At 44.3% G+C, this 14,001-nt stretch carries 15 protein-coding genes; 13 read left to right on the plus strand and 2 right to left on the minus strand.

The features are described from left to right. The first annotated feature begins 42 nt into the window (after positions 1-42). From LJF29_RS00610 to motS, 13 genes are all read left to right on the plus strand, one after another. Positions 43-159 (plus strand): hypothetical protein, encoded by a 117-nt coding sequence (locus LJF29_RS00610; RefSeq protein WP_125825412.1) that lies wholly within the window; start codon positions 43-45, stop codon positions 157-159. Between the two features lie 39 nt (positions 160-198). Then, the gene (locus tag LJF29_RS00615) at positions 199-522 is read left to right on the plus strand and encodes a thioredoxin family protein (protein ID WP_010331513.1); all 324 of its coding nucleotides are present in this window, start codon (positions 199-201) and stop codon (positions 520-522) included. Between the two features lie 15 nt (positions 523-537). Continuing rightward, positions 538-1,347: a DUF1444 domain-containing protein gene (locus LJF29_RS00620; RefSeq protein WP_026014592.1), complete on the plus strand. Its 810-nt coding sequence runs from the start codon at positions 538-540 to the stop codon at positions 1,345-1,347. Between the two features lie 16 nt (positions 1,348-1,363). Next, positions 1,364-1,969 (plus strand): YtpR family tRNA-binding protein, encoded by a 606-nt coding sequence (ytpR, locus tag LJF29_RS00625; protein WP_010331511.1) that lies wholly within the window; start codon positions 1,364-1,366, stop codon positions 1,967-1,969. A gap of 160 nt (positions 1,970-2,129) precedes the next feature. Then, entirely contained in the window at positions 2,130-5,009 is a 2,880-nt protein-coding gene (locus LJF29_RS00630; RefSeq protein ID WP_229146482.1) for a DNA translocase FtsK, read from the plus strand. A 245-nt stretch (positions 5,010-5,254) separates the two neighbouring features. Continuing rightward, complete coding sequence (gene murC, locus LJF29_RS00635; protein ID WP_010331509.1) at positions 5,255-6,553, plus strand: UDP-N-acetylmuramate--L-alanine ligase; 1,299 nt, start codon at positions 5,255-5,257, stop codon at positions 6,551-6,553. Positions 6,554-6,714: 161 nt separating this feature from the next. Beyond that, positions 6,715-7,137 (plus strand): DUF948 domain-containing protein, encoded by a 423-nt coding sequence (locus LJF29_RS00640; RefSeq protein ID WP_148962358.1) that lies wholly within the window; start codon positions 6,715-6,717, stop codon positions 7,135-7,137. A 30-nt stretch (positions 7,138-7,167) separates the two neighbouring features. Continuing rightward, on the plus strand, positions 7,168-7,623 hold the full coding sequence (locus LJF29_RS00645; RefSeq protein ID WP_010331507.1) for a YtxH domain-containing protein: 456 nt from the start codon (positions 7,168-7,170) through the stop codon (positions 7,621-7,623). Positions 7,624-7,647: 24 nt separating this feature from the next. Beyond that, complete coding sequence (ytxJ, locus tag LJF29_RS00650) at positions 7,648-7,974, plus strand: bacillithiol system redox-active protein YtxJ (protein WP_229146483.1); 327 nt, start codon at positions 7,648-7,650, stop codon at positions 7,972-7,974. A 234-nt stretch (positions 7,975-8,208) separates the two neighbouring features. Next, positions 8,209-9,285 carry a bifunctional 3-deoxy-7-phosphoheptulonate synthase/chorismate mutase gene (locus LJF29_RS00655; protein WP_024122514.1) on the plus strand — a complete coding sequence of 359 codons (1,077 nt, stop codon included), beginning with the start codon at positions 8,209-8,211 and terminating at the stop codon, positions 9,283-9,285. Between the two features lie 281 nt (positions 9,286-9,566). Next, complete coding sequence (gene ccpA, locus LJF29_RS00660) at positions 9,567-10,571, plus strand: catabolite control protein A (RefSeq protein WP_010335322.1); 1,005 nt, start codon at positions 9,567-9,569, stop codon at positions 10,569-10,571. A gap of 69 nt (positions 10,572-10,640) precedes the next feature. Continuing rightward, on the plus strand, positions 10,641-11,459 hold the full coding sequence (gene motP, locus LJF29_RS00665) for a flagellar motor protein MotP (protein WP_229146484.1): 819 nt from the start codon (positions 10,641-10,643) through the stop codon (positions 11,457-11,459). Then, positions 11,449-12,159 (plus strand): flagellar motor protein MotS, encoded by a 711-nt coding sequence (gene motS, locus LJF29_RS00670; protein WP_229146485.1) that lies wholly within the window; start codon positions 11,449-11,451, stop codon positions 12,157-12,159. The genes motP and motS overlap by 11 nt, the downstream gene beginning before the upstream one ends. A 28-nt stretch (positions 12,160-12,187) precedes the next feature. Here the strand turns inward: motS and LJF29_RS00675 are convergent, their stop codons facing one another. Together LJF29_RS00675 and LJF29_RS00680 are read right to left on the minus strand one after the other, a co-directional pair. Continuing rightward, positions 12,188-13,354, minus strand: a complete 1,167-nt coding sequence (locus LJF29_RS00675) for an acetoin utilization protein AcuC (protein WP_168748532.1) — start codon at positions 13,352-13,354, stop codon at positions 12,188-12,190. After that, positions 13,351-13,995 carry an acetoin utilization AcuB family protein gene (locus LJF29_RS00680; RefSeq protein WP_168748531.1) on the minus strand — a complete coding sequence of 215 codons (645 nt, stop codon included), beginning with the start codon at positions 13,993-13,995 and terminating at the stop codon, positions 13,351-13,353. Before LJF29_RS00680 ends, LJF29_RS00675 begins: the two co-directional genes overlap by 4 nt. Between the last annotated feature and the right edge of the window lie 6 nt (positions 13,996-14,001).

Raw genomic sequence — 14,001 nt, forward strand, 5'->3', positions numbered from 1 at the left:
TTTACCCTCATGTACAAAATGTTAAACGAAACGTGCTTGATAATGCAAATAAAATATGATAATGATAATGGGAAAGCTTATCTTACATATTCATTCGTTGCATATAAGTGGTTTTGCCGCAAGCAGTTTGGTATGATCCAAATGGACGAGTATCGATAAATTAACATGTAAGAACATAAACAACTGGAGGGATATGTGATGAAAAAAATCGAGACAACGCAAGAACTGGAAAAAGCCGTAAAGGATGATTGGGCAGTATTTATGTTTTCTGCCGACTGGTGCCCGGACTGCCGTTTTGTAGAGCCTTTTCTACCGGAATTGGAAGCAGATTTTCCTGAATTCACTTACTACTATGTAGACCGCGACAAATTTATTGATACATGCGCAGAGTGGGAGATTTACGGCATTCCAAGCTTTGTTGTGTTTAATGAAGGAAAAGAAGTGAATCGTTTTGTGAGCAAAGACCGTAAAACAAAAGAAGAAATTGAACAGTTTTTAACTGATTCTCTTGCAAAAGCGTAAAGGAGGATATCCGGTTTGAAAATGACCTCAAGGAAGCTGTCAGACATATTGAAACAGCGCCTTCAGCACGAGAATCGCTCCTTTTTATTTGACAGAGAAAAAGACACCCTCCGTGTTGAGGATGAAACAACTAAAAAAGGAATTACGCTTGACCTGCCGCCGATTATTGCAAAATGGGAACTGAAAAAAGACGAAGCCATTGACGAGATCGTTTATTATGTATCAGAAGCCATGGCAGCTATGGAAGGAAAGTCGCAGGAAATAACCGGGAAGGAAAGCCGTATTTATCCGGTCATCCGCTCAACCTCTTTTCCGGACAAGTCCAGCGAAGAGATTCCGCTTATTTATGACGAGCATACCGCAGAAACAAGAATTTATTACGCGCTTGATCTGGGCAAAACCTATCGTTTAATTGATCAGCGCATGCTGGAGAAAGAAAACTGGACGAAGGAGCGTATTAGAGAAACGGCTGCGTTTAACCTCCGCTCCCTGCCGACGGTTGTCAAAGAGGATACTGTTGCCGGCAATCTCTTTTACTTCTTCAGAGCAAACGACGGTTACGACGCCAGCCGGATTCTGAACGAAGCGATTTTAAATGAGTATAAACAAAACGCTAAAGGTGAGCTAGCGATCTCTGTTCCGCATCAGGACGTTCTGATACTTGCTGACATTCGGAATGAATCAGGGTATGATATTTTAGGACAAATGTCGATGAGCTTCTTTGCAGGCGGCACCGTTCCGATTACGGCGCTTTCTTTCCTATACAATGAAGGAAAGCTGGAGCCGGTGTTTATCTTGGCAAAAAGCCGTCCGAAAAAGGATTAGAAAGGATTTTTTACTTATGAACGCTTTTTATAATAAAGAAGGTGTGGGAGATACACTTCTGATCTCTCTAAAAGACGTAACGCGCGAGCAAGTAGGCTATGAAAAATACGGCGACGTCGTCAAAATTATCAATAGCGAAACAAATGAAACGACGGGTTTTAACATCTTTAACGCGTCTTCATACTTAACCATTGATGAAAACGGCCCTGTTGCCCTTTCAGAAACATTCGTTCAAGATGTGAATGAAACGTTAAACAGAAACGGCATTGAAGAAACATTAGTCGTTGATTTATCGCCAAAGTTTGTCGTTGGATATGTTGAATCAAAAGAAAAACATCCGAATGCTGATAAACTAAGCGTTTGTAAAGTCAATGTAGGGGACGAAACACTTCAGATCGTTTGCGGCGCGCCTAATGTTGACCAAGGCCAAAAAGTTGTTGTTGCCAAAGTCGGCGCTGTGATGCCGAGCGGGCTTGTCATCAAGGATGCTGAGCTTCGAGGCGTACCGTCCAGCGGAATGATCTGCTCCGCAAAAGAGCTTGCATTGCCTGACGCTCCTGCTGAAAAAGGAATTCTTGTATTAGAAGGAGACCATGAGGCTGGAGACGCATTTCAGTTTTAGACTCCCATAAATACGCCGAAAAAATCGAATCATGTAAAAAAAGCCGCTAAGCTCTTGTTTAGCGGCTTTGTTTTGCTGAAAGCTTAATCTTTTCTGGGCCGACAAGCAGTGGTATACTAAAAATCGTCCCAGAAAACTATAAGGGAGTTAGAGATGACTTATGAGTTGGCTTCATAAATTTTTTGATTTGTTTTTAGGAGAGAGTGAAGAGGATGCTGAACGGGAGACAAAACCCGCTCAAGTTCCGAAACAGCAAGAATCGCATCACTCCGAAGGACAATTAAAACGATTGGAAGATCCTAAAATATATTACGAATATCCTAAAGGCAAGTTCCGTTTTCCGGTTGTGCCTGACGGATACCAAAAAAATGATTTGAGAAGGCGCCGCCCGCCATCGGAGGAACCGCAAGCCGCGCCTCGTTCGGGAGCTGCTCAGCACAGAGACCGCACAAATAATGAAAAAGAGCACCGTACATATGAAAAATCAGAGCCGGCCAAGAAACCGTTTAAACCGACAAATATCCCTTCGCCTGTATATGGATTTAATCAAAAACCATCTGTGAAAAAGGACATGCCGAAACAATCTGCGGAAAAAAAAGGTGAGCAAAAAAAGCCGGAACCTGTAGAAGAGAAGGTAACACTGCTTTCAGAAGAAATCGAACGCGAACGCAGCTATTCGATGCCGGACCAGCCGCCGCAGCAACAGAAGGAACCCCTCTTTTCACATGACCGATTGGATGAAGAGCCTTCTGGCGTCCAAAAAAGTACGAATGAAACAATGGCAAAGCACTCAGCAGAGGAGCTGTCAGACAAAAAAGTAACCGCTGGAGAAAAAATGGCTCCAAAAGCTGCTGAGATGCCGTCAGAAGAAACAGAGCAAATGAATGATCAGCAGGAAGAATCTTTCTTGCACGAAGAAACATCTTGGGAAGAGACTGTGACAGGTGCCGGAATGGAGGCAGAAACCCTGTCAGCCAACGCTGTAAATGCCCATGAAGAAGCTGAGCTAGAAACTGCTGACACCGTCTCAACTAAAGAAACAGAGATCCAAGAGCCTGAAAAGGAAGAACATTTCTTACCCGATGAGCGGTATGGGGAAGAGACTGTGACAGGTGCTGGAACTGAGGCGGAAGAGCCGTCAGCCAACGAAGGAAACGTTCATCCAGAAACTGCTGAAACCTTCTCAGCCCCAGCAGAACAAATGGAAATCCATGAGCATGAAAAGCCTCTCGTGCATAATGAACGATACGAGGAAGAGGCTGTGCCAGAAGCCCTGCAAGAAGCAGAGGAACAGTCAGCCAGCGATAAAGCTGTTCACGAAGAAAGCATTCCGGAAGCTGCATCAGCTCAAATGATAGAGGAAAACAACCGGCCTGGAGCATCCGTGGCCCAGATAGAAGTTGATTCACAACCGGAACATAGCACAGAAGAGGGTTCTCCATCCTATTCTGCGGCGGATGATAGCCCTGCGGCAGAAAGACGCACGGCTACAGCAGAACAGCAGAACAGAGCCAAGAAGTCTGGTGACAATCCTAAACGAAGTCCGGCACTTCAGAAGGGACCGTCTGTTCCTTTTAATGTTATGATGCTGAAAAGCGATACGCATAAACAGCAAAAAGCAGGGGAGCGCCGCGGAAGCTATGTGTTCCCGAATGTCTCACTGCTTGATGTGCCGCCAGCACAAGTTCAGGACGATGCTGCGTGGATAGAAGAGCAGCGTCAGCTCCTTGATTTAACTTTGAAAAACTTTAACGTTCGGGCCAATGTGGTTCATGTAACGCAAGGGCCGTCAGTCACAAGATTTGAAGTACACCCTGAACCGGGTGTAAAGGTAAATAAAATCACCAATCTGTCTGATGACATTAAACTCAGCCTGTCCGCAAAAGATATTCGAATTGAGGCGCCGATTCCGGGGAAAAACACGATCGGAATTGAAGTGCCGAACCGTACGAGCAAGGTGGTTGATTTGCGCCAGATGATTCGCAGTTCCGCTTTCAGGACGAGCACATCACCGCTTACGTCAGCACTCGGATTGGATATTTCGGGGAATCCTGTTGTCATTGATCTGAAAAAAATGCCGCACGGTCTTATCGCCGGAGCTACAGGATCGGGAAAAAGCGTGTGCATCAATACCATTTTAGTGAGTCTGCTTTATAAAGCTGATCCGAGTGAAGTGAAGGTGCTGCTGATTGATCCGAAAATGGTGGAGCTTGCGCCTTACAACAAGATTCCTCACCTCGTCAGCCCTGTCATTACAGACGCCAAAGCGGCCACAGCTGCTTTAAAATGGGTTGTTGAGGAAATGGAGCGGCGCTATGAACTGTTTGCCCATTCCGGTGTTCGCGATATTGACCGTTTTAATCAATTAACCTCCGATCACCAAACGGGCGAAAAACTGCCGTATTTAGTTGTGGTCATTGACGAGCTTGCAGATTTGATGATGGTAGCTCCAAATGATGTAGAAGAAAGCATTGCCCGGATTGCTCAAAAAGCAAGAGCCTGCGGAATCCATTTGCTTGTCGCGACTCAGCGTCCGTCAGTCGATGTCATTACCGGTCTGATAAAAGCGAATATCCCGACGAGAATTGCGTTTTCTGTCTCCAGCCAGGTTGATTCCCGAACAATCATTGACATGGCTGGTGCGGAAAAACTTCTCGGTAAAGGAGACATGCTCTTTTTAGAGAACGGTTCTGGAAAACCGGTCCGTCTTCAAGGCAACTTTGTATCGGACCGAGAAATTGACCGTGTTGTTTCCCATGTCAGAAACCAGCTGCCGCCAGCTTATTTGTTTGAACAAGAAGAATTGGTCAGACAAGGCTCTGCCTTAAAGGAAGAGGATGAACTGTTTTATGAGGCGTGTGAATTTGTTGTTGAGCAAAAGAGTGCAAGCACGTCAAGCCTGCAAAGAAGATTCAGAATCGGATATAATCGGGCTGCAAGGCTGATTGATATGATGGAAGCAGAAGGTATGATCTCCGAAGCGAAAGGAAGCAAGCCTCGAGAGGTGCTGATCACTGCAAGTGATTTAATAAACGAATAATATAGGTTCATTTTCACAGCAAACATGGTATGATAATGGATAGATCATTAAACACCTATGCCGCTTTACAGCAGATGGGCATAGAAATTGTGATATTCAGGTTTAATCGGAAAGAAATAACCGGATACTGAACATAACAAAAAATATAAGGATACGCCGCAGGCGGCTTTTCAGCCGCCGCGGTCGCAAATTGAAATGAACGTCATATACTGGGGAACAGATAGACGTTTGTTGGAGGTACAATTATGACTGTTTATCATTTTGTTGGAATAAAAGGGACGGGTATGAGTCCGCTTGCCCAAATACTTCATGATAATGGATATACTGTCCAAGGATCGGATATCGAAAAATTCATTTTTACACAAACGGCGCTTGAAAAGAGAAACATCACCGTTCTTCCTTTTAGCGCGGATAACATCAAACCCGGCATGACAGTTATCGCTGGAAACGCATTCCCAGACACGCATCCTGAGATTGAAAAAGCGCTGTCTGACGGAATTCCGGTGATTCGTTATCATAAGTTTTTAGGTGACTATATGAAAAAGTTCACCAGTGTCGCGGTTACTGGTGCGCACGGCAAAACGTCAACTACGGGGCTGCTGGCTCACGTCATCCAAAACGCAAAGCCAACGTCTTTCTTAATCGGGGACGGAACAGGCGCAGGAAATGAAAACAGCGAATACTTCGTATTTGAAGCGTGTGAATACCGCCGTCATTTCTTAAGCTATCAGCCTGACTATGCAATTATGACGAATATTGATTTTGATCATCCTGATTACTTCTCAAATATTGACGATGTGTTTGACGCTTTTCAGGAGATGGCTCTTCAAGTTAACAAAGGCATTATTGCCTGCGGTGACGATGAGTATCTGCCGAAAATACATGCGAACGTGCCTGTCGTTTATTACGGCACGGGAGAAGAAAATGATTTTCAAGCGAGAAACATCGTAAAAAGTACAGAAGGGACAACTTTCGATGTCTTTGTCCGCAATACATTCTATGACACATTTTATATTCCTGCGTACGGCCATCATAATGTATTGAACTCATTGGCGGTCATCGCGTTGTGCCATTATGAAGAAATTGACGCCAGTGTTATTAAGCATGGCCTCAAATCATTTGGCGGCGTGAAACGCAGATTCAATGAGAAACAGCTCGGAAACCAAGTGTTAATTGATGACTACGCTCACCATCCGACAGAAATAAAAGTGACGATTGAGGCGGCAAGACAGAAATATCCTGATCGTGAAATTGTTGCGGTATTCCAGCCTCATACATTTACGCGGACACAGCAATTCCTTGATGAATTTGCAGATAGCCTGAGTGCGGCAGACTGTGTGTATTTATGCGATATCTTCGGGTCAGCCCGGGAAAACGCAGGGAAGCTGACGATCGGCGACCTGCAGGGAAAAATTAATAATGCCAAGCTGATTGAAGAAGATGACACATCTGTTTTAAAAGCTCATGATAAAGCCGTTCTTATCTTTATGGGAGCAGGAGATATTCAAAAATATATGAGAGCCTACGAAAACGTCATGGCATAATAAAAAGCAGTGATCTCACTGCTTTTTATTTATCTGAAGAGAAATCCTCTTAAAGGATTTTCAACTGGAATGGAGAATAATATGTATACAGCCCAACACATATGTTTATGATTTTACATAACGGGTAAACAGCAGTATATCCTGCAGCAAGGAGGCCTAAGATGATAATCATTCTTTATTTAAGCGTTGCATTAATCGCTGTAGCATTTCTTGTCTTAGTGATCTATTTGTCTAAAACATTAAAGTCACTGCAGCTGACATTAAAACATGTCGCATCCACGCTAGAAGGGCTGGAGGGACAAATGAAAGGCATTACCACTGAAACTGCCGAGCTTTTACATAAGACCAACCGCTTGGCTGAAGACATTCAGGAAAAATCAGAAAAGCTGAACACGGTCGTTCATGCTGTTCAAGGGGTGGGAACCTCTGTACAGCAGTTCAATACATCAATGAAGCAGGCGGCAGGTTCTGTATCGGCATCAGTGAGAGAAAACCAAGATAAAATCAATCAGGTTGTTACCTGGAGCCAAGCAGCGATGGAAATTTGGGAGAAGTGGAAGCAAAAGAAAAAATCAGCTCTTTAAGAGAGAAAAACACTTTGAGGAGGAATAATGATGAGCAAAGATGGAATTAATAGTAAAGATTTTTTAATCGGTACTTTAATCGGAGGAATCATCGGAGCCACCACTGCGCTTTTCCTAGCACCTAAATCTGGGAAAGAACTTCGCGACGATCTCGGAAATCAAGCTGTCGCTCTGCGGGATAAAACAGATAAAATGACGGCAGACGCAAAAGAAAAAGGCACTCAATATGTCAGCATTGCAAAAGACAAAACATCTAACATCACGCAGCTTGTTGCAGATCAGTCAGGGCAAATCATGAACAAGGTCAAAGATTTAAGAGACCGTTCAAATTCTGCCAATACCGAGTCATCAGCTGCTATGCAAGATATGAAAAACGAAGCAAAGCAGGCGGCTGACGAAGCAAAAGATCAAGTCCTCCAAACGAAAGAAGACGTAAAAGACGAGCTGAAAGATGCACAAAAACAGGCCGAGCACATCAACCGCTGAGCCCGGAAGGAGCAGACTTGACTAATGGCAAAACAGCTAATCCAATCTGAGGAAGAGTTTAAACATATTGCAGAAAAGGAAGGCACTTTCTTGTTTTTTAAGCACAGCTTAACATGCCCGATCAGCCAAGCCGCATTTCACGAATTTGATGCCTTTGCAAATCAGCATGAAGAAGTGCCGGCTTACTATCTGCAAGTACAAGAGGCACGGCCTCTGTCAAATTTCATCGCAGAAACATACGGAGTCAAGCACGAAAGCCCTCAAGTTTTCGTGATCCAAAACGGTGAAGTAAAGTGGCATACCTCACATTCACAAATTACAGAAGCGGCGATTGAGCAGCATCTGTCCTAGAAAAAAAGCGTCCAGATATGATCTGGCGCTTTTTTTTTGAAAAAACTATTGATCATTTTCGTCACATCATGTACGATAGCATCATACATTACTTTATCACTTAAAAGCGTTTGGGTAATAAAGTAGACTTTTTTAAAAATTTTGTATTTCAGTATTTCCATTTGGTATTACTTATAGTAAGATGCATGTTAACTACAAAATAAAAAATGAATGTGCAGGGAAAGGATGAAAAAAATGAGCAACACAGAGTTAGAGCTTCTAAGGCAGCAGGCAGACGAATTAAACTTGCAAATTTTAAAATTAATCAACCAGCGCGGAAATGTTGTGAAAGAGATCGGTAAAGCGAAAGAAGCGCAGGGTGTTAATCGCTTTGATCCTGTCAGAGAACGTACAATGTTAAATAAAATCATTGAAAACAATGACGGACCGTTCGAAAATTCTACGATCCAGCACATTTTTAAAGAAATCTTTAAAGCAGGTTTAGAGCTTCAGGAGGAAGACCACAGCAAAGCGTTGCTTGTTTCCCGCAAGAAAAAACCTGAAGATACAATCGTTGATATCAAAGGTGAAAAAGTCGGAGATGGCCAACAAAGATTTATCGTCGGACCATGTGCGGTTGAGAGCTATGAGCAGGTAGCAGAAGTGGCTGCGGCTGCTAAAAAACAAGGGATTAAAATTCTTCGCGGAGGAGCTTTTAAGCCTCGTACGAGCCCATACGATTTCCAGGGCCTCGGTGTAGAAGGACTTCAAATCTTAAAACGTGTAGCGGACGAATTTGATCTGGCTGTTATCAGCGAAATCGTAACTCCGGCTCATATTGAAGAAGCGCTTGATTATATTGATGTAATTCAGATCGGTGCGCGTAATATGCAGAACTTTGAATTGCTCAAAGCTGCAGGTTCCGTGAAAAAACCTGTCCTGCTGAAACGCGGACTTGCTGCAACGATCTCGGAATTCATCAATGCAGCTGAATACATTATGGCACAAGGCAATGATCAAATTATTCTTTGTGAGCGCGGTATCAGAACATACGAAACAGCGACGAGAAATACGCTCGATATTTCAGCTGTGCCAATTCTGAAACAGGAAACACATTTGCCGGTCTTTGTTGATGTGACACATTCAACAGGCCGCCGTGACCTCCTTCTTCCGACAGCTAAAGCCGCTTTAGCGATCGGTGCTGACGGCGTTATGGCAGAGGTTCACCCTGATCCATCAGTCGCACTTTCTGACTCTGCTCAGCAAATGGCAATCCCTGAATTTGAAAAATGGCTGAATGAACTGAAACCGATGGTGAAAGTCAACGCCTAATGGAATGAGATCAATACAAAAGGCCGCATATGCGGCCTTTTTTTGCGCTTTCTCGTTTATTTAATTATAAAACTCAAGTATACGTTTTCATCATCTATAAAAACGTGTATAATTTCATGAGAAGTAATTAAATTTGATGAATAATGAAAAATAATGTAGACTACTGACTTACGCTTACAAATCATAAACGACATAAATTCGGACATTATGACATTTCTCTACATAAAGTGTTTATGCTATAGATAAGGATAAGTGTATCCAGTAAAAGGAGTGGTTTTAGGATGAGCAATATTACGATCTACGATGTAGCGAGAGAAGCTAATGTAAGCATGGCGACCGTTTCCCGTGTCGTGAACGGTAACCCGAATGTAAAACCGACAACGAGAAAAAAAGTCTTGGAAGCCATTGACCGTCTCGGCTACCGTCCAAACGCGGTGGCAAGAGGGCTTGCAAGCAAAAAAACAACAACTGTAGGTGTCATCATTCCTGATATCTCAAGCATTTTCTATTCAGAGCTTGCGCGAGGAATTGAAGATATCGCGACAATGTATAAATATAACATTATTTTGAGCAACTCTGACCAAAACTTGGAGAAAGAGCTGCACTTATTAAACACAATGCTCGGCAAACAGGTCGACGGCATTGTATTTATGGGCGGAAACATTACGGACGAGCATGTAGCGGAATTTAAGCGTTCCCCAGTGCCGATTGTGCTTGCCGCTTCTGTTGAGGAGCAAGGTGAAACACCATCAGTCGCCATTGATTACGAGCAGGCGATTTATGACGCGGTGAAGCTTTTGGTTGATAAGGGGCACACTGATATTGCATTTGTTTCTGGCCCGATGACAGAACCGATCAACCGCTCAAAGAAACTGCAAGGCTACAAACGGGCGCTTGAAGAGGCGAATCTTCCGTTTCATGAACAATTTGTTGCTGAAGGTGATTACACGTATGATTCCGGACTTGAGGCGCTTCAGCATCTCATGAGCCTGGACAAAAAGCCGACAGCGATTCTTTCTGCAACTGATGAAATGGCGCTCGGCATTATACATGCCGCACAGGATCAAGGCTTGTCCATTCCTGAGGATCTCGACATTATCGGCTTTGATAATACGAGATTAAGCTTGATGGTTCGACCGCAGCTTTCAACAGTAGTTCAGCCGACATATGATATTGGCGCGGTTGCGATGAGACTGCTGACAAAGCTCATGAATAAAGAGCCGGTGGAAGAGCATATTGTCGAATTGCCGCATCGTATAGAGTTAAGACAGTCAACCAAGTCATAAGAAAAACAAGAAAGCAAGCTTCACCTCTAAGGTGAATTCTTGCTTTTTTCGTATGAGTGAGGAGAAATGATGAAACGTTTTGATTATCTTACACCTGTTGGTTTTGTGTTAGGAACGATTATTATTGTAATTGGAATTATTTCCGGATCGGGAGTAAGCGGTTTCCGCTCTTTTCTAGATCTGACTTCTTTCTTTATCGTAACAGGAGGGCTTTGCGCCGCTGTTTTTATCAGTTTTCCGCCGAGGGAGCTGAAAAAAACGCCAACTGTGTTAAAGCAGGCATTTATCCGCCAGGAAGACAATGTAAAGGACCTTGTGAAAACCTTCGTTTCCCTTTCCGACCATGCGCGAAAACATGGGCTTTTGTCATTGGATGACCAGACTAGAGAAATCAGAGACCCATTCTTGAAAAAAGGGCTGCTTCTGGCGGTTGATGGCTGGGATGAAGAAACGATTCGGCTTGTCATGGATTCAGAAATTGCAGCAATGGAGGAACGGCACCGCAAAGGGCGCCGCGTTTTTGAAAAAGCGGGAGAATTCGCTCCGGCATGGGGCATGATCGGGACACTAGTCGGGCTGGTGCTGATGCTCAAAAATTTAAATGACCCTGATATGCTTGGACCCAATATGGCCGTTGCACTTTTGACGACCTTATACGGTTCATTGCTGGCAAACATGGTATTTAATCCGATTGCGGCCAAGCTTGAAGAAAAAACAGAAAGTGAAATCTTCATCAAACAGGTAATGGTGGAAGGCATTATCGGGATACAATCCGGAAAAAATCCGCGCAATCTGGAAAGCCAGCTCGTCGTTTTTAGCTCTCGGGAAGAATGGCGGAAGAAGCCTAATCAAGTCAAGACAAAAAAGGGATCTGTACATGAAGCTTAGAAGAAAGCGCTTTGAACGAAGGAATGGAAACAGGAAAAACAATCAGTCATCCTCCGGCTGGATGGTAACCTTTACAGATCTGATTACGCTGATTCTTGTGTTCTTTATTTTACTTTTTTCGATGTCGCAGATTGATCTGCAAAAATTTAAAGCAGCGGTGAACTCGATCCAAAAGGATGGCAGCGGGCTTCAGCCAGACCAAACAGCCATCGATCAAAAAGAAACGCCGTCAGCCGATGCGAAAAAGCAAGAGAATCAGCAGGATCAACTGCTGCAAAAAGTAAATGCATACATTCAAAAGCATCAGCTAAAGTCAAAAATGACAGCAAAGCGGGATGAACGCGGGGTCGTGCTCGTTCTTCAGGAAGCGGTGCTATTTGATTCGGGTGAGGCTGACGTATTGAATAATGCCGAAACGCTTCTTCACCAAATTGCAGTTCTTCTTCAGACAATTCCAAATGATATTCAGGTGGAGGGCCATACAGACAGCCGAAATATCTCAACGTACAGGTATCCGTCCAACTGGGAGCTATCCGCAGCACGGGCAAGCGGGGTCATTCAATACTTCACATCAAAAGAGAAACTCCCGTCAAAACGGTTTATCGCTGTTGGATATGCGGATACAAAGCCTGTAAAGGATAACAAAACAAATGAACATATGAAGGAAAACCGGCGTGTGGAAATCGTCATCAAAAAATAAAAAACGACCTCTTCGTGAAGGTCGTTTTTTATTTTGTTTTTTCCTGGCGCTCTGATCGTATCGCATATAACGCTTTGCTGACGGTTTGGGCATTTTTTTCTGTAATTTCTGGCTTGCGTGGAATCGGCGGATATAAATCGGCGGGATCGCTCCAGCTGGACGGAAGGGTGACTGGGCATTGCTTTTGCCATTTTGCGATCCATTCAGGTGGTATGTCATGTCCCGGATCGATTCCTTTCATTTCAAGCCATACTCGGGCCCAGGCACGGGGCACCACTCGCCAAATATCATATCCGCCTCCTCCGACGGCGATCCATCTTCCGCCGCAATATTGATGCGCTAGTGCGTGAGCAAGCCGCGGAATTTCATTGTAAATGGAAATCGTTGCCGACAAATGAGTCAGCGGATCGTAGTAATGGGCATCAGCGCCATTTTGGCTGATAATCACATCCGGCTGAAAATAAGCGGCGATTTCTGAAGCTGCTGTCTGGTAGGCCTCAATAAATGAATCATCCTCCGTAAAAGCATCAAGCGGGATATTAAAGGAATATCCGTAGCCTTTTCCGCTGCCTTTTTCCTGAATCTGACCGGTTCCGGGGAATAAATACCGTCCTGTTTCATGAATGGACAGGGTGCATACGTTGGGGTTATCATAAAATGCAAATTGCACACCGTCTCCGTGATGGGCGTCCGTATCAATATACAGCACCCTGGCTTGATATTTTTTCTGAATATATTGAATCGCTACAGCGCTGTCGTTGTATATGCAAAATCCTGAAGCCCTTCCACGAAACCCATGGTGCAAGCCTCCCCCAAGGTTGGCAGCATGCAGTGCTTGCCCTGACATGACATAATCCGCAGCCGTTAAGGTGCCGCCGACTAATAGTGAGGCCGCTTCGTGCATGCCCGCAAAGACAGGTGTGTCTTCCGTACCGAGCCCATAGCTTTCCCCTTCTTCGGCTGGAAGTTTTCCGGCGCCGGCAAGCTTTACTGCCTGGATATAATCGTCCGTATGAACGAGAGCCAGCTCATCTTCCGCCGCAAGCCGCGGACTGACGATATCTCCCTCGTCAAAGGCATCCATTGATTTGAGCAAATCATATGTCAGGAGAACACGCTGCTGGTTAAAGGGGTGCTCCTGGTGAAACATATAGGTCTGATAAGAGGGAGAATAAATGAACACACTGTCCCTCATAGCTGATCCCTATGCTCTGACGGCCATACGATGAGATGCCCGTTTTTTTGCAATTCCTGCAAAAACGGCAGCGGATTCATCGTCTTGACACGGAATACAAGCACCTTTGCGCCGGAATCGTCATGAGGATAGACAAGAACGCTCAGTATTTTTACCTGAAGTCTTTGGCAGAGGCTGCTGATATCGGCGAGGCTCTTTGTGATGTCATTTACTTTTATCTCAATCTGCGATCCGGGCTGGTCAGCGCCTGTCAGCTTTACAAAAGTCCGCAGCAAATCGGTTTTTGTCAGAATGCCGATTAATTTTTGATGCTGCACGACAGGAAGGCAGCCAATGCCATGCTCGTAGAAGACTGCTGATATTTCTTCAACAAAATCAAGCGGATGGGCGCATACTACGTCTTTTTTCATAATTGATTCAACGCTTCGTGTGAGAAAACGGCTGCGTTTGCTTTCTTCAAAAATGCTGGGGCTGGCCTGTTTCATATCTCTGTCTGTAATCATCCCAATTACATGGCGGTCTTCGTTAATAACAGGCAAATGCCTGATATGAAATTCTTTCAGCTTGTGTATTGCCGTTTCAAGCGTATCCGTTTTCGTTAATGTGATGACATCCTTTTTCATGATTTGCTCAACAATCATTATCTT

Source organism: Bacillus sp. LBG-1-113, assembly GCF_020708615.1.
GTDB lineage: Bacteria > Bacillota > Bacilli > Bacillales > Bacillaceae > Bacillus > Bacillus mojavensis.